Source organism: Serratia sp. BFP-2025, from assembly GCF_050880365.1.
GTDB classification, from domain to species: Bacteria; Pseudomonadota; Gammaproteobacteria; order Enterobacterales; family Enterobacteriaceae; genus Serratia; species Serratia surfactantfaciens.
In genome coordinates, this window is sequence record NZ_JBPAFV010000001.1 from 213,275 (window position 1) to 239,557 (window position 26,283).

Below are 26,283 nucleotides of genomic sequence, written 5' to 3' on the forward strand. Positions count from 1 at the left end.
GATTTAACCTAGGGAGAAGCACTATGACGGGACACCAGACGCTGCGTTGCGCCCTCTTCGGCGTACTGCTTAGCTTCAGCGCGGGCAGCTTGGCCCAGCAGATCGTCACCACATCGGATTTGATTCAGCAGCCGGGGTATCAGGCCAGCTGGCAAAATATGGTGAAAGGCCAGGCGCGGATGCCGGGCTGGGCGCGCAAGGGCGTCGGCACCTCTACGCCGGCGCAGAATCTGAACTGGAAGGGCAAAGAGTATCTGGTCGGCAACCTGTGCAAACCGCACGACTGCGGCAACAACTTTTTAATCGTGGCGTTCAGCGCGGATAAATCCCAGGCCTGGGGCGTGCGGGTCGAGGTGGCGGACCGGCCGGAAGCCGTCGATCACCCGAAGAAGTACGCCAAGTACCAGTGGCTCGGTAAGCCGGATGAAGATATGAAGGCGCTGCTGAAGCAGCAGTTCGAGAACAATCCTGACTGGAAATAATCTGGCTGGGGGCGCCGCTGCAGGCGCTCCCAGCACCGATCAGCCGATGCCGGCCTGATGCAGATCGTGCAGGTTGAGCGCCCCCACCAGTACGCCGTCCATATCGACCACCGGGGCTGCGCTGATGTGCTGTTCGTGCAGCGCTTCCAGCGCTTCGCCGGCACGCCACTGCTCCGGCAGCCGATAGCCGGGGCGGGTGATCGCCGGGCTGAGCGGATCCTGCAGGCTATTGCCTTTCACCAGCCAGCGGCGCAGGTCGCCGTCGGTAAACACCCCCACCACCCGTTGCTGCGTGTCGCAGACCGCCACTAACCCGAGCCCGGTGCGGCTCAGTTCCAGCATCGCTTCCATCACGTTGGCGCTTTCGCTCACGCGCGGCAGGCGATCGCCGGTGCGCATCAGGTGATGCACGCGGTTCAGCAGGCGCGCCCCCAGGCTGCCGCCCGGGTGCGAACGGGCGAAGTCTTCCGCGTTGAAACCGCGCTGGCGCATCAGCGCCATCGCCAGGGCGTCGCCCATCATCAGAGTGTTGACCGCGCTGGAGGTCGGCGCCAGCCCCATCGGGCAGGCTTCGCGCTCGACGCCGATATCCAGTACGCAGGCCGCGGCCTGCGCCAGAGGAGACTCTTTGCCGCCGGTGATGGCGATCACCGGAATGCCGTTCTCCGCCAGCAGCGGCAGGATCAGGTCCAGCTCTTTGGCGCGGCCGGAGTAGGAGATGAACACCACCACGTCGTCGGCGCCGATCATGCCGAGATCGCCGTGCAGCGCTTCCGCCGGGTGCACGAAGAACGACGGCGTGCCGGTGCTGGCCAGCGACGCGGCGATCTTCTTGCCGATATGGCCGGACTTGCCGATGCCGGAAATCACCGCTTTGCCACGGCAGTTCAGCAGCAGCTCGCAGGCGCAGACGAAGTTGTCGTCGAGGCGCGCCAGCAGGCGCTGCGCTTCGGTCAGCTCGATCTCCAGCGTTTCGCGGGCGAAGGCGAGCAGGGCGTTGGCGTTACTCATCGGGGTCTCCTACCAGAAAGATATTGATGCCTTTCGCCTGCAGGGCGGCGAGGTAATCGGGGTTGATGTCTCTGTCGGTGATCAGCGTGTCGACGGCGCTGAGTTCGCACACCACGTTCGGGCTCTTGCGGCCGAATTTCGAGGAGTCTACCAACAGAATTATGCGGCTGGCGGCTTCGCACATCGCCTTGCTGACGTTGTGCACTTCGTTGAAGGTGGTGACGCCGGCGTTGAGATCGACGCCGTCCGCGCCGATAAACAGCTTGTCGAAGCTGAATTGCTGAAACGCCGATTCCGCCAGGCTGCCGTGGAACGAGGCCGACTTCTTGCGGTAGGTGCCGCCGGGCATCAGGATAGTCTGATCGTTGTCCAGCTCCACCAGCGCGTTGACGATGGTCAGGCTGTTGGTCATTACCGTGATGTTATTGAACTGCGCCAGGTGCGGCACCATCTGCAGCACCGTGCTGCCGGCGTCGAAGATCAGCGAGTCGCCGTCGGCGATCAGCGCCACGGCGGCGCTGGCGATCTGGCGTTTTTTCTCGGTGTTGATATGGGTTTTGCGGTCGATCGGCTGATCGCCGTCGTCGCGGCTGAGCACCACGCCGCCGTAGGTGCGGATCACCTCGCCTTCTTCTTCCAGAAGGGTGAGATCCTTGCGGATGGTGGTGCCGGTGGTGGAGAAATGCTCGGCCAGGGCGTCCACTGCCGTTTTGCCATGCCGCTGCAGATATTCAAGGATAGCGGCCTGCCGCTGCTTTGGTTTCATCGCGATTCCCGTTCACAAGAGTTGGGCATTTCCTCTCGCTGAATAATTCACTATGAAAGGTAATGTCTTTTAATGTGAAAATATCACGATTTGGGTTCAATCGCTAACGATAGTGCAGACTGGCATGCGCGATCCTCGGGGAAGATCACATCCGGGCGTAAATCCTGCTGATGCAAACCGTGCAATCGAGGCAGCGGGCGGGGCCGGGCGAAAACGGTCAGGCCGCGCAGCAACAGGCTGCCGCACACCCGTCGATCGGCGTCGAAGGCCAGCGCCAGCACCACTCGCGGGCGAAAACGGCCACCGGAACGGCCGACGCCGACGACGCCCAGCCGGCACAGGCCGTCGAAGGCGCGGTTGAAGCGCTGCAGTTGCCACCAGCCGAAGGCGATTTGCAGCAGCCAGGCCAGCAGCGCGAAGGCGATCAGAGCTTGTGTCATGGAGTTCTCCTTAGCCCCCTCTGCTGAAGGGGGCGTCGATTGGCGTCAGAACATCACCTGGCCGCCGGTGATGTTGATCGATTGGCCGGTGCAGTAAGAGGCCTTATCGCTGGCGTAGAACAGCAGGGTGTTCAGCACGTCCTGGTAGTCGCAGCCGCGTTTCAGCGGTACCTTGTCGATGTAGTACTGCTCCACCTGATCCGGCGCGATGCCCAATTTTTGCGCGTACTGTGGCAGCAGCGACTGGAACATCGGCGATTTCAGCAGGTTGCCGAGCATTAGCGAATGCACGGTGATGCCGTACTCCGCCAGATCGAGCGCCAGCGACTGCGTCAGCCCCACGCCGCCGAACTTGGCGGCGCTGTAGCCAGAGTTGTGCTTGCTGCCGACCTTGCCGGATTTAGAATTGATCTGAATGATGCGCCCGGCGATGCCGTCGCGGATCATCAGCCGCGAGAACTCGCGGGCGCAGAGGAAATAGCCCACCAGGTTCACCTGCAGCGAGCGATCGAAGTCGCCCAGCGGGAAATCGGTGATCGGCGCCGCCTTGGCGATGCCGGCGCTGTACACCAGTAGATTAGCCTGACCGAACGCCCGGTCAACCGCCGCCGCCAGCGCGATCACGCTCTGCTCGTCGGTGGCGTCGGCCTGAAAACCGCAGGCGCTGCCTGAGCCGTACTCTTCGTTGATCTGCTGCGCCACCCGATTGGCGTTGTCGGCGTTCAGATCGGCCACCGCCACCCGATAACCGGCCTGCGCCAGCCCGTGGCTCAAAAATGCACCTAACGTTTGGCCGCCGCCAATCACTACAGCTACTTCAGACATGGTCTACTCCTTATGCGATAAATGACAGCGTGCTGCCCAACGGGATATCGGTCGGCGTCGGGCCGGATACGTGGATCGAGCCGGGAAATTCGGCTTCGGCTTCGCCGTCGAAGCGTACGGTGATATGGCCCAGCTCGCGCAGATTCTGCGTGGCGACGCTGCCGACGGCGGTAATGGCGTAGCGCCGCTGCGCCAGCTCCATCACGCCGCCCACCTGCAGTTCGCCGGCGGTCGCGCCGTGGCGGTGGATAAAGCAGAACTCTTCGATGTCCGCCGGCGCGCCTTCACGAAAGGTGATCAGCATATTGTCCAGCAACGCCTCGCGGGCGCAGCCGCCGATTTGCGTGATGGTGGTATGAAAAATGGTGTGCATGAACGTCTCCCTGAAAATCACACTATTGATAAATGAAGGCCGAGGCGGCCCAGGCGATCAACACCGTCGGGGCGCCGGTCAGGAAGCGGCCGACCAGCACCGACGGCACGCCGACCCGCACGGTGTCCTGTTTGGCTTCCGCCAGCGACAGGCCGACCGGAATGAAGTCGCAGGCGGCCTGCGCGTTGATGGCGAACAGCGCGGGCAGCGCCAGCTGCGGCGGAATATGGCCGAGGCCGATCTGCACCCCGACCAGCACGCCGATCACCTGGGCGATGACCGCGCCGGGGCCGAGGAACGGCGACAGCAGCGGGAACGAGCAGATCAGCGCCAGCGTCACCAGCCCGATCGGGCTGTTGGCCAGCGGCGTCAGGCCGTGAGCGATAAAGTCCCCGAGGCCGGAGGCCATGATGATGCCGATCAGCGCCGAGACGAACGCCATAAACGGCAGAATGGTCTTCAGCACGGTGTCGATGGTGTCGCGCCCGGCCTGGAAGAACACCGCCACCACCGAGCCCATGCCCATGCCGACCTTCGCCAGCAGCCCGTCGCTTTGCTCGGTGATCTTCTTGCTGGTGTCGTAGTCGCGCGCTTTGGGCGGCGCAGCCACGGCGGCGGCGGGCGGGGTTTCCGCCGTTTCGATTCGGCTGATGTTGTGGTCGCGCACGCCGGAGACATAGATGTCTTCGAGGATAAACTGCGCCAGCGGGCCGGACTGGCCGGTGGCGTGGATGTTGACCGTCGGAATGCGGCGTTTCGGGTACAGGCCGCAGCGCAGGGTGCCGCCGCAGTCGATCACCGCCACGCCGATTTCGTCCGCCGGCGGCTCGCCCTCTTTGAAACCGTCGACGGCCGGCCAGCCGGTCAATTCGCTGAGGCGATCGACGATGGAAGGCCGGGTACCGGCGGTGATGTACACCACTTTCTTGCCGGGTTCGATCGGCAGTTCCAGGGGGCCGCCCCAGCCGCTGGCGCCTTTTTCAATACGGATATAAGCACTCATGCTGCACTCCACGAATTAAAGTTGCACCTGGCGATCCAGACGGATGCCCATCTTGCGTTCGAACAGGCTGGTGGTGAGATCGGTAACCCAGCCGCGGAAGAAGTTAGTGAACAGCCCCACCAGGAAATAGCTCACCGCCAGCGGGCCGAGCGGCAGGCCGAGGGTGGTCAGGCCGCTGGCGATGCCGAGGTAAACGAACAGCTCGCCGGGGTTGATGTGCGGGAACAGACCGTTCATCGAGTGGCAGCTGTAAGAGGCCGCCGCGTAGTAGCTCGGCTTGTATTTCTCCGGCATGAAGCGCCCCAGGCTGAGGGTCATCGGGTTGCAGAAGACAAAGGTGCCGATCAGCGGCAGCAGCAGATAACGCGAGACGGGGTTGCCCGCGCAGCGCTGCGCCAATCGTTCGATACGTTCCTGGCCAACAAATTTGATCAGTGCGTTCATGATAACCAACAGGCTGATCAACAAAGGTAAAATGCCGGTCACCATGCCGACAAACACTTCACCGCCTTTCTGAAACAGGCCGATAAACCACTCGGCGCCGTGGGTGATTAGCTCAATCATTATGTTCTCCTGTAATGGACTTATATGGCCTGGAGCGAACGGCGGCTCTGTCGCCATGGGCCTTACAGTAGTCACTTTGTTGGGCTATTTGTTTTAAATAGATCACAATTTGAAAGATAAATATTTTATTTTGAAAGTTTAAAGTGAAAGAAAGAGAAGGTATGCGGCTTGAAAAGTGGGGGACGGGCACAAAAAAGCCCGGCGAGCCGGGCTTTGGGATAGGTGGTCTGTCACATCAGGCGATGGTGACCTTCTTGTCCAGGTAGGCGTCTTGCACGGCGTTGATCAGTGCTACGCCGTCTTTCATCGATTTCTTGAACGCCTTGCGCCCCAGGATCAGGCCCATGCCGCCGGCGCGTTTGTTGATCACCGCGGTGCGCACCGATTCCTGCAGATCGTTCTCACCGGCGGCGCCGCCGGAGTTGATCAGCCCAGCGCGGCCCATGTAGCAGTTGGCCAGTTGGTAGCGCACCAGATCGATCGGGTGATCGGTGGTCAGCTTGTCGTAGACGCGGTCATCGGTATAGCCGAATTTCACCGCGCGGTAGCCGCCGTTGTTTTCCGCCATTTTTTGTTTGACGATGTCGGCGCCGATGGTGGCGGCGATGTGGTTGGCCTGGCCGGTCAGATCGGCGCTGGAGTGGTAGTCCACGCCGTCCTTGTTGAACGCCGGATTACGCAGATAGGCCCACAGCACCGTGACCATGCCCAGCTCATGCGCGCGCTCAAAGGCGATAGAGATCTCTTCGATCTGGCGGCGCGACTGCTCGGAGCCGAAGTAAATGGTGGCGCCGACCGCCACCGCACCCATGTTGAACGCCTGCTCGACGCTGGCGTAAAGGGTCTGGTCGTACTGGGTCGGGTAGCTCAGCGTTTCGTTGTGGTTGATTTTGACCAGGAACGGGATCTTGTGCGCGTAGCGGCGCGATACCGACGCCAGCACGCCGTAGGTGGAGGCGACGCAGTTACAGCCGGCTTCAATCGCCAGCTCGACGATATTCTTCGGATCGAAATACAGCGGGTTGGCGGCGAACGACGCGGCGGCAGAGTGCTCGATACCCTGGTCGACCGGCAGGATAGACAGGTAGCCGGTGCCGGCCAGGCGGCCGTGGTTGAACAGGGTTTGCATCGAACGCAACACCGTGTTCGGGCGGTTGTTATCGATCATTACGCGGTCGACGAAGTCGGCGCCCGGCAGGTAGAGATTCTCGGCGGGGATAGTGGTACAGCGGTGTTGCAGCAGATCTTCCGCTTCCTTTCCTAGCAACTGCACAATATCAGTCATGATTCACTCCCGATTAAGCTTCTTCATACACCGGCAATGCATGGGTTTTTGACCACCGGCGCAGTAAAAAAGCGGTGATTGAAGCTGTAAAGCGATGCTACCGAACTTGCTCCGGCAAGGACAAACAATAGATGCGATTGAGAAGAAATGCTATTTGCGCGGCCAAATACGTGGGGACGATCGCCCCCGGCTTGCCAAGCGGTTGATTATTCGATCTCGAACCACTCGGTGTTCTGCAGGGCGATCGGGCGCAGCGGCTGCGCCCGACAGAATCAGCCCAGCAGGGCGCAGTTAGGCGGCAGGCGGCATTCGATGGCCTGCGGCAACACTTCGATGCGGAAATGGCGGCCTTTGAGCGGCTCGCCGTCAAGGTTGAAGGTTATTTCATGCGGCGCGTCGATCTCCAGCCAAGGCAGCGCCGCGCTGAGGATGCTGTTGCTTTCTTCGTCGTTGAACAGGGCGGCGACCAGCGCCGGCAGCAGTTCATCGGCGATCAGCAGACGCAGCTGCAGCAGGCCGTCGTTGATCAGCGCAGTGGGGCACAGTTCCTGACCGCCGCCGGCCTGCTTACCGTTGCCGATGCCGATCACCAGCGCTTCACCGGCCCAGCGGAAGTCCGGCCCGCGGATTTCACAGCGATCGGCCTGCAGCGTATCCATGCGCAGTAAGCCGTGGACGAAGTAGGAAACGCCGCCCAGTGCCGCCTTCAGCTTCTCCGGCGTTTCGGTGGTGATGCGGGTGCCGAAGCCGCCGGTGGCCATGTTGATGAAGTAGCGTTCGCCGTTGACCCTGGCCAGATCGATAGGCACCGAGCGGCCCTTGATCGCCAGTTGCAGCGCCTGTTCCGGCGAAGGGGGAATATTGCAGGCCATGGCGAAGTCGTTGGCGGTGCCGAGCGGCAGAATGCCCAGCACGGGTCGGCCGTGCGTCGGCAACTGTACCAGTGCGGCTGCCACCTCGTTAATGGTGCCATCACCGCCGCCGGCGACGACGGTATCGACGCCAAGCTGAGCGGCCTCCGAGACGTAGCGCGCGGCGTCGCCGTGCTCCCAGGTGACGCGTACGTGCAGCGTCACCTGTTCTGCGCGCAGCCGTTTGACCGCCTGGCGCAATTCTTCGTTGCCGGCACCCTTGCCGTTGATAATAAGCAGGGCTGTTGCATGTGGGGGGTGAGCCATTGCCGATATCCTCCGGCGGAAAACCAAGAAGGTCCCAAGATAAACCAGCCGACGCCGTCAGGCCATCAGAATATTCAGCTAATTCCGCTTATTTCCCGCATCGCCGTGAATATGAAAGCGGTGCGAATTTATCTGAATTTTACCGGGCAACAAGAAAAATTTTAATGAAGGCGGGATTAATCGCTATAGCGTTATTTATATATCGATGTGACGTTATTATTCTTATTAAAATGGATAACGGGAAAAGATAATGAAAATAGGTGCTGTGGTGAAAATAGAGTGGCCCCACAAAGAAAAAGCCAGCCCAAGGGAGATTGGGCCGGCTAAGGAGGTGGTTCCTAGTATTGCTATGCAAATATTTTCGTTGTTCGTTTTAAGCAGCGTGATAGTAACCAAGCTGCGAGCATATTGATGTGATCTAATTCTAATATTTGCTAAAAATCGCCACCGTATGGTGGCGATTCATTTTATGCCTGGGCGCTATTTTCTTCCGCCAAATTGCGGATCAGCAAAGCATAATTGAGATCGATATCCTGCGGGATCGGCAAATAAACGATATGGCCGTTGCCCGGCGCCACTTCAATCGGCTCACCTTTCTTATTTTGCATGCTTTCGAGCGTAAACAGCACGTTGCCGCCCGGCGTCATCATCTCGACGCTGTCGCCGAGCGAGAACTTATTCTTCACGTCGACTTCCGCCCACCCTTCGCGGCGCCCGCCGGTGAACTCGCCGACGAACTGCTGGCGCTCGGAGAGCGAGGAGCCGTATTCGTAGTTCTGCTGCGCTTCGTGTACATGGCGGCGCAGGAAGCCCTCGGTGTAACCGCGGTGCGCCAGGCCTTCCAGCGTGGTGAGCAGGGTCGGATCGAACGGCTTGCCGGCGGCGGCGTCGTCGATGGCGCGGCGGTAGACCTGGGCGGTGCGCGCGCAGTAGTAGAAGGACTTGGTGCGGCCTTCAATCTTCAGCGAGTGCACGCCGAGCTGCGTCAGACGCTCCACGTGCTGAATGGCGCGCAGATCCTTGGAGTTCATGATGTAGGTGCCGTGTTCGTCCTCAAAGGCACTCATATATTCGCCTGGCTTTTGCGCTTCAGACAGCATGAACACCTTATCGGTCGGCGCGCCGATGCCCAGCGTCGGCTCAACGGTTTGTACCGGGATCGGCTCGTGCAGGTGCACGATATTGCCGGTGTCGTCCTCTTTGCCTTCTTCCGCCTTGTATTGCCAGCGGCAGGCGTTGGTGCAGGTGCCCTGGTTGGGATCGCGCTTGTTGATGTAGCCGGACAGCAGGCAGCGGCCGGAATAGGCCATGCACAGCGCGCCGTGGACGAAGATCTCCAGCTCCATATCAGGCACTTCGGCGCGGATCTCGGCGATCTCCTCCAGCGACAGTTCGCGCGACAGGATCACGCGGGTCAGGCCCATTTGTTTCCAGAATTTCACCGTCGCCCAGTTAACGGCGTTGGCCTGAACCGACAGGTGGATGTCCATCTGCGGGAAGGCTTCGCGCACCATCATGATAAGGCCGGGATCGGACATGATCAGCGCATCCGGGCCCATATCGATAACCGGCTTCAGATCGCGCAGGAAGGTTTTCAACTTGGCGTTGTGCGGGGCGATGTTGACCACTACATAGAATTTTTTGCCCAGCGCGTGCGCTTCGTTGATGCCCTGCGCCAGATTCTCGTGGTTGAATTCGTTGTTGCGCACCCGCAGGCTGTAGCGCGGCTGGCCGGCGTAAACCGCATCGGCGCCGTAGGCGAAGGCGTAACGCATGTTTTTCAGCGTTCCGGCAGGGGAGAGAAGTTCCGGTGTAAACATAGTGTGTCTCGGTCTGATTTCAGGTCAGTACCGCGCCACCTGATGGCGCAGTAAAAGCGGGGAATTGTAGCGGCGGCGCGGCAAAAAATCAGCAGTTAACCGGATTTATTCAGGGGAGATTGATCCCGGTCAAACGGAAAACGCGCGATGGCGGCCACCGCGCGGGCGAAACGGAGGGATCAGGCGCTCAAATCGCGGATATCGGTGGTCGGGCCGTTTTTTATCACCGACTGGATACCGTTTTTGGCCGCGCTTTCGGAGCTGTACATTTCGCTGACGCCGATCACCTGATGGTTCTTGGCCTTCAGCACAAAATAGGGTTGATTGCTGGTGCTGTGCTTCAGTTCAAACTGCGCTTCGTGCGGCGAATTGGTCTGCACCGAGGCGATGCCGTTCTCCGCTGACGCTTTGCTGGCGTACATCTCGCTGGCCAGAATGATCTCGCCGTTACTGGCTTTCAGGTTGAAGTGGTACTGTCCGTTCTTTGCTTTTTTCAGCTCGTAATGACCGATTGCCATGGTTCTTCTCCTGTAGGTTCCGATTCGTGATGTAAGTGTAGCCAATCGCTTGAAAATCGGCGGCTAAACCTCACCGCAGCTTAGTCGAAAAAATGCGCAATTTTTTTGCGCCGGCGCGGAGTTTTCATTCGGTGAGCCCGCCGCCGCACGGGAAGCTAAGGAAAGGCGCGGTGATTGCGCAGTGCACCGCATAACGAGGGGAACAGGGTTTCAACCCGTGAAATTGTGCGTTAGTGTTTGGCCGTTTCGTCAATGTGGATGAAAAATGAGCGATACATCTTGGCATCGACACGCTACAGGCATATGCTTTGGCCTATGCCAGCTGTGGAGGTGTCGAGATGGAAAGAATCGCAAAGCTGTTTAAAAACGGCAGAAATCAGGCGGTGAGGTTACCGGTGGAGTTTGAATTTGATACGGATCGTGTCTATATCCGTCGCGATCGGGAGGGCAACGTGATTTTATCCAAATATCCAGCAAAGCCGGACAGCTGGGCGCCGCTGCTGAGCATTATCGCCCAAACGCCTGTGCCGCAAGAGTTTCTTGGCGCGGAAGATCGTCAGCAAGGGGTTGCAGACCGCGATCCATTCTCAGAGGACGAATAGGCGATGTACATGTTTGATACCAACACCGTCAGCCACTTGTTTCGGCAGCATCCGCAGGTGCTTAACGTCATGGAAAAGCTCCCGCCTTCTGCCGTATGTATTTCCAGCGTCACGGAGGCGGAACTGCTTTACGGTGTGGCTAAACGGCGGAACAAGGCGTTGCAAAGCATGGTCGAGGCCTTTATTGCCGCGGTAACGGTCTATGCATGGGATAGCGAGGCTGCCCGCTGTTACGGTGAAATGCGGGCAAACATGGAGAGAAAGGGGAAAATCATGGGCGCGATGGATCAACTGATCGCCGCTCATGCGCAGAGCCGTGGCGCGACGCTGGTGACCAACGATCGCGCATTCGCCATGGTGCCCGGATTGGCTGTTGAGGACTGGACGCGCTGATTTCCCCCTAAACCCCATTCACCAGCCGGCAAGGGTCGGCTTCCCAGCGGTAGCCCACGCCGTATACCGAGCGGATAAAGGATTTCTCCCCGTCGATCAGCTCCAGCTTGCGCCGCAGATTTTTGATGTGGCTGTCGATGGTGCGGTCGGTGACTACCCGATAGTCGTCATACAGGTTGTTCAGCAGCTGTTCGCGCGAAAACACGTTGCCCGGTTGGCTGGCCAGGGTTTTCAGCAGGCGGAACTCCGCCGGCGTCAGATCCAGCAGCTGCCCCTGATAACTGGCCTGGAAACGCGGTTCATCGATGTGCAGCAGATCATCTTCCCGCGCATTATCCTGCGGCCGATAGCTGCGGCGCAGGATGGTTTTCACCCGCGCCACTACCTCGCGCGGGCTGTAGGGTTTGCAGATGTAATCGTCGGCGCCGATCTCCAGCCCCAGCAGGCGGTCGATCTCTTCGATTTTCGCCGTCACCATCACGATCGGCACGTCGCTGAAGCGGCGCAGCTCGCGGCATACAGTCAGGCCGTCGGCGCCCGGCAGCATCAGATCGAGTAAAATCAGCGCCGGCGGATGTTGATGCACGGTCGGCACCACCTCACTGCCGTTGGTCAGCCAGCGGGTGGCGTAACCCGCCGCCTGCAGATAATCCACCAGCAACTGACCCAGCTTGGGCTCATCTTCAACAATCATGATCTGCATAGGTTGATTCTGAATGTCCATCAGGGCGCCTTATTTTTTATCGGGGTAGCAAATTCTACTGTAATGCGCACGCCGCCTAAAGGCGAATGCTCGGCGCGGATTTTTCCATCGTGCGCCTCCACAATGTTGTGGCAGATCGCCAGACCCAAGCCGGAACCGCCGCTGGCGCGGTTGCGTGAGCCTTCCGCCCGGTAGAAACGTTCGAAAATGCGCGTCAGTTGCTGATCGCTGATGCCCGGCGCGCTGTCCTGCCAGTAGAGGAAGAGCCGCCCCGGCTGTAGCTCGGCGCTGATTTCCAACCGGCCGCCGGCGTCGGTGTAGCGCAGGCTGTTTTCCAGCAGGTTATTGAACAACTGGTTCAGGCGATCGGGATCGCCGAACAGCGGCGCCTGGGGCGGCAGATGCGTGACGATTTCCAGCCCTTTGGCGCGGAAGCGTTCGCGGAAGGCGGCGACGGCAACCTGCAGCAGATGCACGCAGTCTACCGACGACTTGCGATAGGCCAACGCGCCGAGATCGGAAAGCGAAAGCTGGTGCAGGTCATCGACCAGTTTGGTCAGGGTGGACACCTCGGCCTGCAGCGAGCTGAGCGACGCCGGCGTCGGCTGGCGCACGCCGTCCTGCAGCGCCTCCAGCTCGCCGCGCAGCACCGCCAGCGGCGTGCGCAGCTCATGCGACACGTCGGCCATAAAGGCGCGGCGCATCTGCTCATTTTTCTCCAGTGAGGTGGCTAACTGGTTGAAGTCGTGCGCCAGCCTGCCCAGCTCATCCTGGCTGCTGACCGTCACGCGGGTGGTGAAGTCGCCCGCCGCCAGGCGATGAGTGCCCGCCACCAGGCGCTTGACCGGCGCCAGCATGCCGCGCGACAGCAGCCAGGTCACCGCCGCCGCCAGCAAGGTGGAGAGCGCGACGATAATCCAGCTGGTGCGCCGCTGCTGGCGATCGAAGTTGATATCGGTGTTGCGCGTCAGGCGTTCGACCGGGGTAGTGATCACCCAGCCGACGATGGTGTTGTTATAGCGGATCGGGTGGCGCGGCCCCTCTTTCGGCACCGGCCCGGAGTGGCCCACCAGCCGGTTGAACTGGCTGTCCACCACCCAAAACTGGGTGCGCCAGCCCTTGGGCGGCAGGTTGTGGCTGCTGTCGCTGTTCTGTTCGAACGAACGCATGATCTGGTAGATAACCTGATCGTTGTTGCGCAGGAATATCCAGTTGCCGTGGCGGCTGTACTGCTCCTCCAGCGCTTCGCTCAGCATGTTGATGCGCTGCTCGTTGCTGTGCTTGATGTAATCGATAAAGCCGCGTTCAAAGCTGACGCGCACCCCCCAATGCATGGTGATCAACACCAGCATGCAGGTAGCGAAAATGGCCAGGAACAGTTTCCCGGTAATGCCTATCTTCATTGCAACCTCGTTGAGCCGGTACCCGGCTCTTTGGTCAGCGTGCGGTTGGGCGCGCTATCGGCCGGCACGCGCGCGAAGGCCAGCGCGGGCAGGGCGATAATCAACGCCATACAGCAGTAGCTGTAGATAAATGCGCTGTGGATGGCCGGGCTGTCGGCCACCACCTGGTGATGGGCGAAGCTGCCGATCAAGATGCCGGCGACGCTGACGCCAAGGCTCATCGACAGCTGCATGACCATCGACAACAGGCTGTTGCCGCTGCTGGCCAGCCGGTCCGGCAGGTCTTTCAGCGTCAGGGTGTTCATCGCCGAGAAGCGCAGCGAGTTGACCATCCCCTGGAAGAACAGCACCACCGGCAGCAGCCACAGCCAGCCGAGCATCGCCGCCAGCAGGAAACTCAGGCTGACCAGCGCCAGCAGCAGCGTGGCCGCCACCAGCACGTTGCGATAGCCGAAGCGGTTGACCACCTGCACCACGATGCGCTTCATGCCCATGCTGCCGATGATCATCGGGATCATCATCAGCCCGGCGTGGAACGGCGTGAAGCCCATGCCCACCTGCAGGAACAGCGGCGTCATGAACGGCAGCATGCCGCTGCCGATGCGCCCCAACAGGCTGGCCAGCAACCCGATCTTGTAGGTCGGAGTGCGCAGCAGCCGCAGCGAGAACAGGGCGCGGCTATTGCCGTAGGCATGCCAAACATACCCCAACAGCGCCGCTGCGCCCAGCGCCACCAGGCCGGCGATGGCGGCGCCGGACAGCCCCATGCCCTTGTGGCCATCGAGCGCCAGTGTCAGCGACGCCATGCCGATCGCCAGCAGGATAAAGCCGCTGAGGTCGAAACGCCGGGTTTGCATTTGGTAGTTGGGCATCAGCAGCAGCGTGGCGATGGCGCCCACGATGCCTACCGGAATATTGATCAGGAAAATCCAGTGCCAGCTGGCGTACTGCACCAGAAAGCCGCCCAGCGCCGGCCCCATCAGCGGGCCGATCTGGCCCGGCAGCGTCACGAAGGTCATCGCCGCCATGTACTGCTCGCGCGGTACGATCTTCATCACCGTCAGGCGGCCGACCGGCACCATCATTGCGCCGCCGACGCCCTGAATCACGCGCGAGGCGATCAGTTCGTTCAGGGTTTCCGAGCGGGCGCAGAGGATGGAGCCGAGGGTAAACAGCACGATGGCGCTGAAAAACACCCGCTGTACGCCGACCTTGTCCGCCAGCCAGCCGCTGGCCGGCAGCGTCACCGCCACCGTCAGCACATAGGAGACGATCACCGACTGCATGCGCAGCGGGTTCTCCCCCAGGCTGGCGGCCATCGAGGGCAGGGCGGTGTTGACGATAGTGGTATCCAGCGTCTGCATAAAGAAGCCGAACGCCACTATCCAGAGTTGCCAGCGTACCGTGGCGGTGTGTTTCATCAGCATCGGTCGGCCATTAGTGCGGCAGCGGGGCCAGTTGCTTGTTACGGCGGAACTTCGCCTGCAGTCGGTCGAAGTAAAGATAGACCACCGGCGTGGTGTACAGCGTCAGCAACTGGCTCATCACCAGGCCGCCGGCGATGGTGATGCCGAGCGGCTGGCGCAGCTCCGCGCCGTCACCGCTGGCCAGCACCAGCGGCAGCGCGCCGAACAGTGCCGCCAGCGTCGTCATCATGATCGGCCGGAAACGCAGCAGGCTGGCCTGGAAAATCGCCTCGCGGGCGCTGATGCCGCCGTTGCGCTGCGCCTCGAGCGCGAAGTCGACCATCATGATGGCGTTTTTCTTCACGATGCCGATCAGCAGCATGATGCCGATCAGCGCGATCAGGCTGAACGGCGCGCTGAACAGTTCGAGCGCCAGCAGCGCCCCCACGCCTGCGGAAGGCAGCGTGGAGAGGATGGTCAGCGGGTGGATATAGCTCTCGTACAGCACGCCGAGCACGATATACACCGTGGCGATCGCCGCCAGGATCAGGATCACCTGCGATTTCAGGGTGTCCTGGAACACCTGGGCGGTGCCGGCGAAGGCGCCGCGCACCGTGGGCGGCACGCCGAGCTGGGTCATGGCGCGGGTGACGGCGTCGGTGGCGTCGCCCAGGCTGGCGCCGAGCGGCAGGTTGAACGAGATGGTGGAGGCGGCGGACAGCCCCTGGTGGTTGACCGCCAGGGGCGTGTTGGCCGGCTGCCAGTGCGCGAAGTAGGAGAGCGGTATCGCCTTGCCTTCGCTGTTGATGATGAACATTTTGTCCAGCGAACTCACGTCCTGGGTGTAGGGCGGCGCCACTTCCATCACCACCTTGTATTGGTTGAGCGGTTGATAGATGGTGGAGATCTGCCGCTGGCCGAAGGCGTTGTTCAACAGGTTGTTGGCGTCCGACACCGAAATGCCGAGGCGGGACATGGTGTCGCGGTCGTAAATCAGATCCATCTCCGAGCCTTTATCCTGCTGATCCGAGTTGACGTCCGCCAGCTCCGGCAGGGCGGCCAGCGCGGTGCGGATTTTCGGCTCCCAGGTGCGCAAGGCGCTCAAATCGTCCGACAGCAGCGTGTACTGATAGCTGGCGTTGGCCTGCCGGCCGCCGACGCGGATATCCTGCACCGCCATCAGGAACAGGCTGGCGCCGGGCTCTTTCGCCAGCTTGGCGCGCAGGCGGGCGATCACCTGCTGCGCGCTCTCTTTACGTTCGGACAGCGGTTTAAGCGCGATGAACATCGAACCGCTGTTGGTGCGCGAACCGCCGGTGAAGCCGGTGACGTTCTCCACCGCCGGATCGTCGCGCACGATGGTCATAAAGTCCTGCAGTTTTTGGCGCATCGCCTGGAACGAGATGCTCTGATCGGCCTGAATGGAGCCCATCAGACGGCCGGTATCCTGCTCCGGGAAGAACGTTTTCGGGATGCTGATGTACAGCCAGACGTTGAGCGCCACCGTCGCCAGCAGGATCGCCAGCACCCAGCGAGCGCGGTCGAGCACCCAGTGCAGCGAGCGGCCGTAGCCCTGCTGCAGTTTCATCAACAGCTTGCCGAAGTCGCGCACGCGCTGCTGCGCGCGTTCAGGCTGCGGGCGCAGCAGGTAGGCGCACATCATCGGCGTCAGCGTCAGCGAGATGATCAGCGACAGCCCGATCGACACCGACAGGGTGACGGCGAACTCGCGGAACAAACGCCCCGGCAGCCCCTCCATCAGCAGCAGAGGAATGAACACTGCTACCAGCGACATGCTCATCGAAAGCACGGTAAAGCCGACCTCGCGTATCCCCTGCAGCGCCGCCTGCAGCGGTTTGATGCCGGCCTCCACGTGGCGGGAAATGTTTTCCAGCACCACGATGGCGTCGTCCACCACAAAGCCGGTGGCGATGGTCAGCGCCATCAGCGACAGGTTGTTGAGGCTGAAACCGCACAGGTACATGGCGGCGAAGGTGCCGATCAGCGACACCGGCACGGCGACGGCGGGGATCAGCGTAGCGCGGCCGGAACGCAGGAAGGCGAACACCACCAGGATCACCAGCGCGATGGCGATGACCAGCGACTGCTCCACTTCCGCCAGCGAAGCGCGAATGGTCGGCGAGCGATCCTGCGCGATGTTCAGTTTGATCGAGGCAGGAATGCTGGCCTGCAGGTCGGGCAGCTCGGCGCGGATGCGATCGACGGTGGCGATGATGTTGGCGTCCGGCGAACGGCTGACCACCAGCAGGATCGCCGGTTGGGCGTTGGTCATCCCGGCGTTGCGCACGTCCTGCACCGAATCGATGACGTTGGCGACGTCGCTCAGCCGGACGGCGGAACCGTTGTTGTAATGCACGATCAGTGGCTTGTAACCTTCGGCCTTTTTGATCTGATCGTTGCTCTGGATCTGCCAGCGCTTGTCCTGGCTTTCGGTCGAGCCGAGCGGCGTGCGCAGGTTAGCGTTGCTGATGGCCTGGCGCACGCTGTCCAGCGACACGCCCTGGTTAAACAGCGCGGAAGGATTCAGCTCCACCCGCACCGCCGGCAGCGAACTGCCGCCGACGGTGACGTCGCCGACGCCCTCGGTCTGGGCGATCTTCTGCGCCAGCTGGGTGGAGGCGAAGTCGTAAAGCTGGCCCTGGCTGTAGGTGTCGGAAGTGAGCGTCAGGATCATGATCGGCGCGTCCGACGGGTTCATCTGCCGATAGGTTGGGCGGCTCGGCATGCCGGAAGGCAGCAGGCTTTGCGCGGCGTTGATCGCCGCCTGCACGTCGCGCGCGGCGCCGTTGATGTCGCGGCTGAGATCGAACTGCAGGATCACCCGGGTGCTGCCGAGCGAGCTCATCGAGGTCATTTCGTTGACCCCGGCGATGCGGCTGAGCGCACGCTCCAGCGGGGTGGCGACCGAGGTCGCCATGGTTTCCGGATCGGCGCCCGGCAGGGTGGCGGTGACGGAGATCACCGGGTAATCCACCTGCGGCAGCGGCGCGACGGGCAGCAGGCTGAAGCCCAGCGCGCCGGCCAGCGCGATCGCCAGCGTCAACAGGGTGGTGGCCACCGGCCGGAAGATAAACAGCGAGAAGAATTTCACGGTGTCTCCCGCGCTTCTTCTTTGGCGTGGGTATTGCGCGCCAGTTTATCGAACAGCAGGTAGATCACCGGGGTGGTGAACAGCGTCAGGATCTGGCTCATGATCAGGCCGCCGACCATACAGATGCCGAGCGGCCGGCGAAGCTCCGCGCCGACGCCGGTGCTGAGCATCAGCGGCAGCGCGCCGAGCAGGGCGGCCAGCGTGGTCATCAGAATCGGCCGGAAGCGCAGCAGGCAGGCCTGATAGATGGCGTCATAGGGCTTCATACCCTGCTCGCGTTCGGCGGCCAGGGCGAAGTCGATCATCATGATGGCGTTTTTCTTCACGATGCCGATCAGCAGGATGATGCCGATGATGGCGATCACGTCCAGCTCGCTGCCCGCCAGCATCAGCGCCAGCAGCGCGCCGACCCCGGCGGTCGGCAGGGTGGAGAGAATGGTGACCGGATGGATGAAGCTTTCATACAGCACGCCGAGCACGATATACATCGCCACCACCGCCGCCAGGATCAGCCACAGCGTGCTGCCGAGCGCGGCCTGGAAGGCCAGGGTAGCCCCCTGGAACTTGGTGGTGATGTCTTTCGGCATCGCCAGCGTCTTCTCGACCTGGGTGATGGCGTTGACCGCTTCTTCCAGCGAGTAGCCCTCCGCCACGTTGAAGGAGACGGTGGTCGCCGGGAACTGATCGAGGTGATTGATCGCCAGCGGCCCGTTGCGCTGCTCGATTTTGGCGATGGTATTGAGCGGCACCACGGCGCCGCTGCTGCTGGTGAGACGGATATCGTTCAGCGCCGCCAGCCCTGGCGTCGCCTGCACGTCATGTTCCAGCACCACGCGATACTGGTTGGCTTGGGTGTAGATGGTGGAGATCAGGCGCTGGCCGAAGGCGTTGTACAGCGCGCTGTCCACGTCGCTCATCTGGATGCCGAGGCGCGAAGCCGAGTCGCGATCGACGTTGATGTAAGCTTCCAGCCCTTGATCCTGCCAGTCGCTGCTGACGTCCTGCAGTTCGGGGGTTTGCCGCAGTTCATCGACCAGTTGCGGCACCCATTGGCTGAGCTGCTCGAGGGACATCGCCTGCAGGGTGAACTGGTACTGCGTGCGGCTGACCTGGGTATCGATGGTCAGATCCTGCACCGGCTGCAGATAGAGTTTCAGGCCGGGCAGCGCCGCCGCTTTTTCTTGCATTCGATCGATGATGGTTTGCAGGCTGTCGCTGCGTTCGCTCAGCGGTTTCAGGTTGATCTGCAGCCGGCCGCTGTTGAGCGCGGCGTTGGTGCCGTCGACGCCGATAAACGAGGTCAGGCTCTCCACCGCCGGATCCTCCAACACCTGGGCGGCGACCTGTTGTTGCAGCACCGCCATTTTGCTGAACGACACCGACTGCGGTGCTTCCAGCGTGCCCTGGATCAGGCCGTTGTCCTGAATCGGGAAGAAGCCTTTGGGAATGAACAGGTAGAGCAGCACGGTGACGGCCAGGGTGCTCAACGCTACGCACAGCGTCAGCCACTGGTGGGCGAGCACCACTTTCAGCCAGCGGCCGTAGCCGGCGATCACGCGCTCGAAGAAACGTTCTGAGGCGGCGGAGAAACGGTTTTGCTTGCGCAGCGACTCATGGTTCAACAGGCGGGCGCACATCATCGGCGTCAGCGTCAGCGACACCACGGCGGAGATCAGAATCGCCACCGCCAGCGTCACGGCGAACTCGCGGAACAGGCGGCCAACGATGTCGCCCATGAACAGCAGCGGGATCAGCACCGCCACCAGCGAGAAGGTCAGCGAGATGATGGTGAAGCCGATTTCGCCGGCTCCCTTCAGCGCGGCGTCGAGCGGTTTTTCGCCTTTCTCGATGTAGCGCGAGATGTTCTCGATCACCACGATGGCGTCGTCCACCACGAAGCCGGTGGCGATGGTCAGCGCCATCAGCGTCAGGTTGTTGATCGAGAAACCGAGGAAGTACATGGCGGCGAAGGTGCCAACCAGCGACAGCGGCACCGCCACGCTGGGGATAATGGTCGCCGGCACGTTGCGCAGGAACACGTAGATCACCATCACCACCAGCGCGATCGCCAGCAGCAGCTCGAACTGCACGTCGCTGACCGAGGCACGAATGGTGGTGGTGCGGTCGGTCAACACCTTGACGTCGACCGACTTGGGCAGGCTTTTAATCAGCGTCGGCAGCATCTCACGGATGCTGTCGGCGGTAGTGATGACGTTGACGCCGGGTTGGCGTTGGATGTTCAGCACGATCGCCGGCTGCTTGTTAGCCCAGGCCGCGAGCCGGGTGTTTTCCGCCCCTTGCTCGACGGTGGCGATGTCCTGCAGGCGGATCGGCGCGCCGTTTTTATAGGCGACGATCAGCCGCCGGTACTCATCGGCGGACTTCATCTGATCGTTGGCGGACAGGGTAACCGAACGGGTCGGGCCGTCCAGGCTGCCTTTGGCGGAGTTGACGTTGGCGGCCGTGATGGCGGTGCGCACGGTTTCGCTGTCGAGCCCGTTGGCCGCCATCGCCGGCGCATTGAGTTTTACGCGCACCGCCGGGCGCTGGCCGCCGGAAAGGGTGACCAGGCCGACGCCGGTCACCTGGGAGATTTTCTGCGCCACGCGGGTTTCCACCATGTCTTCCACCTGCGTCATCGGCAGGGCGGTAGAGGTGACGGCCAGCGTCAGGATCGGCGGATCGGCGGGGTTAACCTTGCTGTAGATTGGCGGGTAGGGCAAATCGGTCGGCAGCAGGTTGGTGGCGGAGTTGATTGCCGCCTGCACTTCCTGCTCGGCGATATCCAGCGACAGCGCCAGTTGGAACTGCAGGGTGATCACCGAGGCGCCGCCGGAGTTTTGCGACAGCATCTGCTTGAGGCCGGACATCTGGCCGAACTGGCGCTCCAACGGCGCGGTGATGGCGGAGGTCACCACGTCCGGGCTGGCGCCGGGGTACAGCGTCACCACCTGAATGGTCGGGTAGTCCACTTCCGGCAGGGCGGACACCGGCAGCGCGCGGTAGCCGATAATCCCCGCCAGCAGGATCGCCACCATCAGCAGCGTGGTGGCGACCGGGCGCAGAATAAACAGGCGGGACGGGCCGCCGCCGGGGTTCGGCGTCATCACCTGCATCAGGCTTTCTCCCGCTTGGCGTGCGGCGCGGCGCTGCCGTCGGCCGCTTTGGTTTGCGGCGTCACCACCTCAACCTTCATCCCCTCCGTCAGTTGATCGATGCCGTCGGTTACCACGCGCTGCCCGGCGTTCAGGCCGCTGGCGATCACCACGTTTTGGCTGTCTTCAATGCCGACGGTGACCAGGCGTTTGCTGACTTTATTCTCGTCGTCCATCGTCCAGACGAAGTTGCCTTCGTTGCCCATCTGCACGGCGGCGGTCGGCACCACGATGGCGTTTTGCAGCGTGGCGACCTTCAGCCGCGCATTGACGAACTGGTTGGGGAACAGCGCATCGTCCTGGTTGGCGTACTGCGCCTTTAGCTTGATGGTGCCGGTGGTGGTGTCTATCTGGTTATCCAGACTCAGCAGGTTGCCCTGCGCCAGCAGGGTCTTGTTGGTGCGTCCCCAGGCCTCGACGCTGACCGGCCCGGCTTTCTGCGCTTTCATGATGTCGCTGATGTTGCTTTCCGGCAGGGTGAACACCACCTCGATCGGATGCGTCTGCGTGATCACCACGATGGCCGTAGAACCGCTGGTGATGTAGTTGCCCATATCGACCTGCTTGAGGCCTACGCGGCCGGAGATTGGGGCGATGATTTTGCTGTAGGTCAGCTGCAGCTGCGCGCTGTCCACCGCGCCCTGATCGGCCTTGATCGATCCTTCGGTCTGCTGCACCAGCGAGACCTGGGTATCCAGTTCCTGGCGGGAAACCAGGTTGGTTTTCACCAGTTGCTGATAGCGCGCCAGATCGCGCCGGGCGTTGGCCAGCGTCGCCTGGTCTTTCGCCAACTGCCCCTGGGCCTGCGTCAGCTGCACCTGGAACGGACGGGGATCGATCTCCGCCAGCAGATCGCCGGCCTTCACCTGCTGCCCTTCGGTGAAGTGCAGGGCCATCAATTGGCCGTCGACCCGACTGGTGACGGTAACGGTGTTGGCGGCGGTAACAGTGCCCAGCCCGATCAGATAGCTCGGCACCGATTGCTGAGTGGCCGTGGCCACCTGAACCGGCGACAGATTGCCGCGCCGTTTGCCACCGGCAGCCGCTCCTTTGGCGCCACCGGCATGGTGAGCGGCCGTCGGCGTTTCAGCCGCCGGCGGTGCGGCGTTGAAGTGGCGCCAAATCAGTACGGCAGCGATGACCGCGATGGCGGCAACCAGCAGGCGCAGCATCAGGGAACGACGTTGGGGTTTTGCTTTCATGGCGGCGAAAATTCTCTCCAGAGGACAAGCGTGTGCGCACGCATTGCCACAAAAATGACACTCCTTACAGAATACTAGTTTAGCTAGTCAAAGCGGCATAAAAATGAAGGAAATAAGGAGGAACCGTCAGCATTTTCCGAATAAGTTAACGATTGTCGCCTGCTATGTTTATAAGCGTTGGGTTTTTGCTTATAGCCAATGAGTTTTAACGGCTTTTTATTTTTAAAGCTAATAATTAACCAGTAAATCATTCAACTCCATGGAGCCTCTATCATGAGCAAGAAACAACTGGGCCGTTCGGGCATTCAGGTGCCGGCGTTGACCTTCGGCGGCAACGTGTTCGGCTGGACGGCGGATCAGGCGACCTCTTTCAGCCTGTTGGATGCGCTGGTGGAAAATCAGCTTAACTTTATCGATACCGCCGACGTCTATTCCAGCTGGGCGCCGGGCAATCGGGGCGGTGAATCGGAAACCGTCATCGGCGAATGGTTGAAGAAGAGCGGCAAGCGCGACCAGGTGATCATCGCCACCAAGGTGGGCAAACCGATGGGTGAGGGTAAGCAGGGGCTGTCGCCGCGCTATATTCGGCAGGCGGTGGAAGACTCGCTGCGCCGTCTGCAAACCGATTATATCGACCTTTACCAATCGCACGACGATGACCGCGATACGCCGCTGGAAGAGACGCTGGCGGCGTTCGATGCGCTGATCAAGGCCGGTAAGGTGCGGGCGATCGGCGCTTCCAACTATCAGGCGGATCGTCTGGAAGAAGCGCTGCGGGTGAGCGAAAGCCACGGGCTGGCACGTTATGAAACCCTGCAGCCGGAATATAACCTGTATGCGCGCGAAGGCTATGAGGCCGAGCTGGAGGGCGTGGCGCAGCGCCACGGGCTGGGGGTGATCAACTTCTTTGCGCTGGCCAGCGGCTTCCTGACCGGCAAATACCGCAGTAAAGAGGACGAAGGTAAAAGCCAGCGCGGCGATCGCATTGTCGAGCGCTACCTTAACCCGCGTGGTTTCCGCATTCTGGCGGCGCTGGATCAGGTGGCGAGCAAACATGGCACCTCGCCGGCGCAGGTCTCGTTGGCCTGGCTGATCGCGCGCCCAAGCGTCACCGCGCCGATCGTCAGCGCGACCTCGCTGCAACAGCTGGATGAATTGGTCAGCGCCACTCGCCTGACGCTGGATGCGGAGGATATCCAGGTGCTGAACCTCGCCAGCGCCTGGTAAGGCGCATTACCCGGCGGCGATTTTGCTCTATGCTGAATGGGTCAACATGGCCCATTCAGGAAACCGCAATGACTGGTGATACCATCAACGACCTCGCGACGCTGGAACAGCTGTACGGCAAACCCGGCGCGCCCTCGGTTTTTAAAGAAGTCAGCTATATCCACCCGGCGTACCGTCCATTTATCGAGGCGGCGCCGTTTGCCGCCCTCTCGACGGTTGGGCCGGACGGCATGGATGTCTCCCCGCGCGGCGATCCGGCCGGTTTTATTCATATCGAAGACGAGAAAACCCTGCTGCTGCCTGACCGGCGCGGCAATAACCGCATCGATAGCCTGCGCAATATCCTGCACGACAATCGGGTGGCGCTGCTGCTGCTGATCCCCGGCATCGGCGAAACGCTGCGGATTAACGGGCGGGCGGAGATTGTGGTCGCGCCGGCGGTGCTGCAGCGCTTTGCCTACCGCAACCAGCTGCCGCGTTCGGTGCTGCGTATTCGTGTCGAAGCGGTATTTTTCCAGTGCAGTCGGGCGATCCTGCGTTCAGGATTATGGGAAGAGGGCAGCCGCCTCGAACGTTCGGCGTTGCCCAGCCCCGGCCATATTTTGGCCGCGGTCAGCCAAACGCGCTTCGACGGCGAGGAGTATGACAGTGCGTTGCCGCAGCGGCTGAAGGATACGCTGTATTAATCGCCGTGGCGTGCGCGCCATGTTTGCCGGCTTAGCCGGTATAAAACATGCTTCTGTAGCGGATGGCCCGCCGGCAGGCGCGGGTGCAGGAAGGTTTCGCCGTCGAACTGCATGCCGATGCGCGTCATCACCCGGCGCGACGGCTGGTTATCTTCGGCGGTGAAGGATACCACTTCCGGCAGGTGCAGCGTGCCGAAGGCGCACTCCAGCGCGGCGCGCGCCGCTTCAGCGGCGTAGCCGTTGCCCCAGTGGGCCGCCGCCAACCGCCAGCCGATCTCCACGCAGGGGGAGCAAGGCAGATCGTCGCCCGGCACCGCCAGGCCGACAAACCCGATAAAGGATGCGCCGCCTTTCACTTCCACCGCCCATAGCCCCCAGCCCTGTTGTTGCATGGCGGCGCGGATGCGCTCGGCCTGCGCGCGGCTTTCCTCGGCCGTCATCGTCGCCGGGAAATAGCGCATCACCTGCTGATCGGCATTCAGCGCGGCGAAGGCCGGCAGGTCGTCGTCGCGCCAGGGGCGCAGCCGCAGTCTGGCGCTGTCGAGGGTAAGAAGGGGTGACATGATGCATAGCCTCCAATGAACGAGGGCGCGGCGAGCCGCGCCCTTGGGCTGTCAACGGAACAGCGTTTGCGCCCAGCGTGCCAGCCCGGCGGTGACCGAGCCGAAGTCGTTGCCGCCGACGATCGGAATGCCCGGCAGCTGCTGTTGCAGCGCGGCGCGCAGCAGCGGCGAACGCGCGCTGCCGCCGGTCAGGTAGATCACCTGCGGCGCGGTCTGGCTGCTGGCCAACGCGGCGCTGACCTGCTCTTGAATGCGCATCAACGGCTGCGAGATGGCGTCGGCGAGCTGATCCTGGCTGATGCTTTCCGCCAGATCGGCCTGCACGAAGCCGAGCGGCGCGCTGATGGCCGTTTGGCCGGACAACGCTATCTTACTCTCTTCGGCCGCACGCACCAGTCGGTAGCTCAGGCGCTGCTGGTACACTTTCAGCAGGCGTTTGACCTTTTCCGGCTCCGCCGCGTCGAGGATCAGATCGCGCAGCACACGGCCGTTGGCGGCGCTGTAGAAGTCGTTTTGCGCCGGCACGTCGTTGGTCGCCACCGCGTTCCAGTAAGGCAGCGCCGGCAAGGCGATGCCTTTCCCGGTTTCGCCGCCGAGGCCAAACAGCGGCATCAGCTGTTTGAAGGCCAGCATGATGTCCAGATCGTTACCGCCGACCCGGCAGCCGCTGTGGCCCAGCAGGCTTTGTTGGCGATCGGCGCGGTCGCGCCACTGTGGCCCCATCAGCAGCACCGAGCAGTCGGTGGTGCCGCCGCCGATGTCCACCACCAGCACGGTTTGCTCTTCGCTCAGCGTCGCTTCGAAGTCCAATCCCGCCGCCACCGGCTCGAACTGGAATTCAATCTCCTTGAAACCGGCGCGTTCGGCGGCGCGCTGCAAAATGCCCTGCGCCTGCCGGTTGGCCTCTTCGCCGCCGATGCCCTGGAAGTTGATCGGCCGGCCGATCACCGCCTGATCGATGCCGGTTTGCAGCACGTTTTCCGCCTGGCGTTTGATGTGGAACATCATGGCGCACACCAGATCTTCGAACAGCGCGATCTGCTGCGGCTTCAGGCCGTTGGCGCCGAGGAAGGACTTCGGCGAGCGCACGAAGTACACCTCTTCCGGATCTTCCATGTAGTGCGCCAGCGCCTGCAGGCCGAACAGCACGCTGTCGCTGCCGACCGGAATGTCTTCTTCGCGGTTGTAACTGATGGCGCGGCGCAGCAGCTGCTGGTTTTCTTCGCTGCCGGTCGGCACCTGCCAATGGCGGTGCAGGCATTCGCTCACCGCTTCGCGGGTCGGTGCGCACAGCATCGAAGGCAGATACGGCGCGTTGTTCTCCAGCGTCAGCAGCTCGGGGCCGTGGTCGCGCATCACTGCAACGGAACAGTTGGCCGTCCCGTAATCGAATCCAATAAACATCTCTTTTTAGTCCCCATGCCAATGAAGGGGGGCGACTTTACCCGAGACGGGGCCGGCGGGCAATGCGCCGATGCGCGAGTGTCGAAAAATTTAGCGGGCGCGGCGGCGGCATGCTTAACTTAATGTCCGAATTCCGCACGTCAGCGCGTCAGCCGAGTCCCA

At 61.9% G+C, this 26,283-nt stretch carries 24 protein-coding genes; 5 read left to right on the top strand and 19 right to left on the bottom strand.

The features are described 5' to 3' along the window. Positions 1–23 precede the first annotated feature (23 nt). Positions 24–482 carry an inhibitor of vertebrate lysozyme family protein gene (locus tag ACRAWE_RS01030; RefSeq protein ID WP_019452389.1) on the top strand — a complete coding sequence of 153 codons (459 nt, stop codon included), beginning with the start codon at positions 24–26 and terminating at the stop codon, positions 480–482. A 39-nt stretch (positions 483–521) separates the two neighbouring features. On the opposite strand, the gene gutQ is transcribed toward ACRAWE_RS01030, so the two are convergent. The 11 genes from gutQ to ACRAWE_RS01085 form a co-directional block, all read right to left on the bottom strand. Further along, positions 522–1,493, bottom strand: coding sequence for an arabinose-5-phosphate isomerase GutQ (gutQ, locus tag ACRAWE_RS01035; protein ID WP_019452390.1), 972 nt, complete (start codon positions 1,491–1,493; stop codon positions 522–524). Next, on the bottom strand, positions 1,486–2,259 hold the full coding sequence (srlR, locus tag ACRAWE_RS01040; RefSeq protein ID WP_019452391.1) for a glucitol operon DNA-binding transcriptional repressor SrlR: 774 nt from the start codon (positions 2,257–2,259) through the stop codon (positions 1,486–1,488). The genes gutQ and srlR overlap by 8 nt, the downstream gene beginning before the upstream one ends. Before the next feature lie 83 nt (positions 2,260–2,342). Beyond that, positions 2,343–2,699 (bottom strand): transcriptional regulator GutM, encoded by a 357-nt coding sequence (gutM, locus tag ACRAWE_RS01045; RefSeq protein ID WP_019452392.1) that lies wholly within the window; start codon positions 2,697–2,699, stop codon positions 2,343–2,345. Between the two features lie 45 nt (positions 2,700–2,744). Next, positions 2,745–3,524 carry a sorbitol-6-phosphate dehydrogenase gene (srlD, locus tag ACRAWE_RS01050; RefSeq protein ID WP_025159563.1) on the bottom strand — a complete coding sequence of 260 codons (780 nt, stop codon included), beginning with the start codon at positions 3,522–3,524 and terminating at the stop codon, positions 2,745–2,747. A gap of 10 nt (positions 3,525–3,534) precedes the next feature. Continuing rightward, positions 3,535–3,897, bottom strand: a complete 363-nt coding sequence (srlB, locus tag ACRAWE_RS01055; protein ID WP_019452394.1) for a PTS glucitol/sorbitol transporter subunit IIA — start codon at positions 3,895–3,897, stop codon at positions 3,535–3,537. A gap of 22 nt (positions 3,898–3,919) precedes the next feature. Further along, positions 3,920–4,900, bottom strand: a complete 981-nt coding sequence (srlE, locus tag ACRAWE_RS01060) for a PTS glucitol/sorbitol transporter subunit IIB (RefSeq protein WP_063919872.1) — start codon at positions 4,898–4,900, stop codon at positions 3,920–3,922. Positions 4,901–4,915: 15 nt separating this feature from the next. Then, complete coding sequence (srlA, locus tag ACRAWE_RS01065) at positions 4,916–5,464, bottom strand: PTS glucitol/sorbitol transporter subunit IIC (RefSeq protein WP_004941528.1); 549 nt, start codon at positions 5,462–5,464, stop codon at positions 4,916–4,918. 235 nt (positions 5,465–5,699) lie between these two features. Then, a complete protein-coding gene (gene fbaB, locus ACRAWE_RS01070) occupies positions 5,700–6,749 on the bottom strand; it encodes a class I fructose-bisphosphate aldolase (RefSeq protein ID WP_019452396.1) in 1,050 nt (349 codons plus the stop codon). Between the two features lie 272 nt (positions 6,750–7,021). Continuing rightward, the gene (gene yegS / locus ACRAWE_RS01075) at positions 7,022–7,927 is read right to left on the bottom strand and encodes a lipid kinase YegS (RefSeq protein WP_019452397.1); all 906 of its coding nucleotides are present in this window, start codon (positions 7,925–7,927) and stop codon (positions 7,022–7,024) included. A 467-nt stretch (positions 7,928–8,394) separates the two neighbouring features. Further along, positions 8,395–9,747 carry a tRNA 5-hydroxyuridine modification protein YegQ gene (gene yegQ, locus ACRAWE_RS01080; RefSeq protein WP_432524458.1) on the bottom strand — a complete coding sequence of 451 codons (1,353 nt, stop codon included), beginning with the start codon at positions 9,745–9,747 and terminating at the stop codon, positions 8,395–8,397. Between the two features lie 179 nt (positions 9,748–9,926). Continuing rightward, positions 9,927–10,265, bottom strand: a complete 339-nt coding sequence (locus tag ACRAWE_RS01085) for a YegP family protein (RefSeq protein WP_033644064.1) — start codon at positions 10,263–10,265, stop codon at positions 9,927–9,929. Positions 10,266–10,603: 338 nt separating this feature from the next. Here ACRAWE_RS01085 and ACRAWE_RS01090 point away from each other — a divergent pair, with 338 nt between their 5' ends. Next, positions 10,604–10,867 carry an antitoxin gene (locus ACRAWE_RS01090; RefSeq protein WP_019452401.1) on the top strand — a complete coding sequence of 88 codons (264 nt, stop codon included), beginning with the start codon at positions 10,604–10,606 and terminating at the stop codon, positions 10,865–10,867. Between the two features lie 3 nt (positions 10,868–10,870). After that, positions 10,871–11,260 (top strand): type II toxin-antitoxin system VapC family toxin, encoded by a 390-nt coding sequence (locus ACRAWE_RS01095; protein ID WP_025159565.1) that lies wholly within the window; start codon positions 10,871–10,873, stop codon positions 11,258–11,260. A 7-nt stretch (positions 11,261–11,267) separates the two neighbouring features. Here the strand turns inward: ACRAWE_RS01095 and baeR are convergent, their stop codons facing one another. From baeR to ACRAWE_RS01125, 6 genes are read right to left on the bottom strand one after another with little or no spacing between them, the layout of a single operon-like run. Beyond that, on the bottom strand, positions 11,268–11,984 hold the full coding sequence (gene baeR / locus ACRAWE_RS01100) for a two-component system response regulator BaeR (protein WP_019452403.1): 717 nt from the start codon (positions 11,982–11,984) through the stop codon (positions 11,268–11,270). Beyond that, a complete protein-coding gene (baeS, locus tag ACRAWE_RS01105) occupies positions 11,984–13,366 on the bottom strand; it encodes a two-component system sensor histidine kinase BaeS (RefSeq protein WP_019452404.1) in 1,383 nt (460 codons plus the stop codon). Before baeS ends, baeR begins: the two co-directional genes overlap by 1 nt. After that, positions 13,363–14,793 (bottom strand): multidrug transporter subunit MdtD, encoded by a 1,431-nt coding sequence (gene mdtD / locus ACRAWE_RS01110; protein WP_019452405.1) that lies wholly within the window; start codon positions 14,791–14,793, stop codon positions 13,363–13,365. Before mdtD ends, baeS begins: the two co-directional genes overlap by 4 nt. A gap of 10 nt (positions 14,794–14,803) precedes the next feature. Further along, complete coding sequence (gene mdtC / locus ACRAWE_RS01115; RefSeq protein ID WP_432524462.1) at positions 14,804–17,884, bottom strand: multidrug efflux RND transporter permease subunit MdtC; 3,081 nt, start codon at positions 17,882–17,884, stop codon at positions 14,804–14,806. Continuing rightward, complete coding sequence (locus ACRAWE_RS01120; RefSeq protein ID WP_063919871.1) at positions 17,881–21,000, bottom strand: MdtB/MuxB family multidrug efflux RND transporter permease subunit; 3,120 nt, start codon at positions 20,998–21,000, stop codon at positions 17,881–17,883. Before ACRAWE_RS01120 ends, mdtC begins: the two co-directional genes overlap by 4 nt. Continuing rightward, complete coding sequence (locus ACRAWE_RS01125; RefSeq protein WP_063919870.1) at positions 21,000–22,241, bottom strand: MdtA/MuxA family multidrug efflux RND transporter periplasmic adaptor subunit; 1,242 nt, start codon at positions 22,239–22,241, stop codon at positions 21,000–21,002. Before ACRAWE_RS01125 ends, ACRAWE_RS01120 begins: the two co-directional genes overlap by 1 nt. Before the next feature lie 273 nt (positions 22,242–22,514). On the opposite strand from ACRAWE_RS01125, the gene ACRAWE_RS01130 reads away from it, so the two are divergent. Both ACRAWE_RS01130 and ACRAWE_RS01135 read left to right on the top strand, forming a co-directional pair. Further along, entirely contained in the window at positions 22,515–23,468 is a 954-nt protein-coding gene (locus tag ACRAWE_RS01130) for an aldo/keto reductase (RefSeq protein ID WP_063919869.1), read from the top strand. A 68-nt stretch (positions 23,469–23,536) separates the two neighbouring features. Beyond that, on the top strand, positions 23,537–24,154 hold the full coding sequence (locus ACRAWE_RS01135) for a pyridoxamine 5'-phosphate oxidase family protein (protein WP_019452410.1): 618 nt from the start codon (positions 23,537–23,539) through the stop codon (positions 24,152–24,154). Here ACRAWE_RS01135 and ACRAWE_RS01140 read toward each other — a convergent pair. Together ACRAWE_RS01140 and yegD are read right to left on the bottom strand one after the other, a co-directional pair. Beyond that, positions 24,151–24,717 carry a GNAT family N-acetyltransferase gene (locus ACRAWE_RS01140; protein WP_063919868.1) on the bottom strand — a complete coding sequence of 189 codons (567 nt, stop codon included), beginning with the start codon at positions 24,715–24,717 and terminating at the stop codon, positions 24,151–24,153. The genes ACRAWE_RS01135 and ACRAWE_RS01140 overlap by 4 nt on opposite strands. 51 nt (positions 24,718–24,768) lie before the next feature. Then, positions 24,769–26,121, bottom strand: a complete 1,353-nt coding sequence (gene yegD, locus ACRAWE_RS01145; RefSeq protein WP_019452412.1) for a molecular chaperone — start codon at positions 26,119–26,121, stop codon at positions 24,769–24,771. Positions 26,122–26,283: the final 162 nt, after the last annotated feature.

Excerpts from the sequence above, each read along its gene's own strand:
- yegD (WP_019452412.1), bottom strand. The coding sequence starts at position 26,121 with ATGTTTATTGGATTCGATTACGGGACGGCCAACTGTTCCGTTGCAGTG.
- ACRAWE_RS01120 (WP_063919871.1), bottom strand. The coding sequence starts at position 21,000 with ATGCAGGTGATGACGCCGAACCCCGGCGGCGGCCCGTCCCGCCTGTTT.
- ACRAWE_RS01090 (WP_019452401.1), top strand. The coding sequence starts at position 10,604 with ATGGAAAGAATCGCAAAGCTGTTTAAAAACGGCAGAAATCAGGCGGTG.
- ACRAWE_RS01095 (WP_025159565.1), top strand. The coding sequence starts at position 10,871 with ATGTACATGTTTGATACCAACACCGTCAGCCACTTGTTTCGGCAGCAT.
- srlB (WP_019452394.1), bottom strand. The coding sequence starts at position 3,897 with ATGCACACCATTTTTCATACCACCATCACGCAAATCGGCGGCTGCGCC.
- baeR (WP_019452403.1), bottom strand. The coding sequence starts at position 11,984 with ATGGACATTCAGAATCAACCTATGCAGATCATGATTGTTGAAGATGAG.
- gutQ (WP_019452390.1), bottom strand. The coding sequence starts at position 1,493 with ATGAGTAACGCCAACGCCCTGCTCGCCTTCGCCCGCGAAACGCTGGAG.
- srlE (WP_063919872.1), bottom strand. The coding sequence starts at position 4,900 with ATGAGTGCTTATATCCGTATTGAAAAAGGCGCCAGCGGCTGGGGCGGC.
- srlD (WP_025159563.1), bottom strand. The coding sequence starts at position 3,524 with ATGTCTGAAGTAGCTGTAGTGATTGGCGGCGGCCAAACGTTAGGTGCA.
- ACRAWE_RS01135 (WP_019452410.1), top strand. The coding sequence starts at position 23,537 with ATGACTGGTGATACCATCAACGACCTCGCGACGCTGGAACAGCTGTAC.
- yegS (WP_019452397.1), bottom strand. The coding sequence starts at position 7,927 with ATGGCTCACCCCCCACATGCAACAGCCCTGCTTATTATCAACGGCAAG.
- fbaB (WP_019452396.1), bottom strand. The coding sequence starts at position 6,749 with ATGACTGATATTGTGCAGTTGCTAGGAAAGGAAGCGGAAGATCTGCTG.
- gutM (WP_019452392.1), bottom strand. The coding sequence starts at position 2,699 with ATGACACAAGCTCTGATCGCCTTCGCGCTGCTGGCCTGGCTGCTGCAA.
- ACRAWE_RS01130 (WP_063919869.1), top strand. The coding sequence starts at position 22,515 with ATGAGCAAGAAACAACTGGGCCGTTCGGGCATTCAGGTGCCGGCGTTG.
- yegQ (WP_432524458.1), bottom strand. The coding sequence starts at position 9,747 with ATGTTTACACCGGAACTTCTCTCCCCTGCCGGAACGCTGAAAAACATG.
- ACRAWE_RS01140 (WP_063919868.1), bottom strand. The coding sequence starts at position 24,717 with ATGTCACCCCTTCTTACCCTCGACAGCGCCAGACTGCGGCTGCGCCCC.
- mdtD (WP_019452405.1), bottom strand. The coding sequence starts at position 14,793 with ATGCTGATGAAACACACCGCCACGGTACGCTGGCAACTCTGGATAGTG.
- baeS (WP_019452404.1), bottom strand. The coding sequence starts at position 13,366 with ATGAAGATAGGCATTACCGGGAAACTGTTCCTGGCCATTTTCGCTACC.
- ACRAWE_RS01085 (WP_033644064.1), bottom strand. The coding sequence starts at position 10,265 with ATGGCAATCGGTCATTACGAGCTGAAAAAAGCAAAGAACGGACAGTAC.
- ACRAWE_RS01125 (WP_063919870.1), bottom strand. The coding sequence starts at position 22,241 with ATGAAAGCAAAACCCCAACGTCGTTCCCTGATGCTGCGCCTGCTGGTT.
- srlR (WP_019452391.1), bottom strand. The coding sequence starts at position 2,259 with ATGAAACCAAAGCAGCGGCAGGCCGCTATCCTTGAATATCTGCAGCGG.
- ACRAWE_RS01030 (WP_019452389.1), top strand. The coding sequence starts at position 24 with ATGACGGGACACCAGACGCTGCGTTGCGCCCTCTTCGGCGTACTGCTT.
- srlA (WP_004941528.1), bottom strand. The coding sequence starts at position 5,464 with ATGATTGAGCTAATCACCCACGGCGCCGAGTGGTTTATCGGCCTGTTT.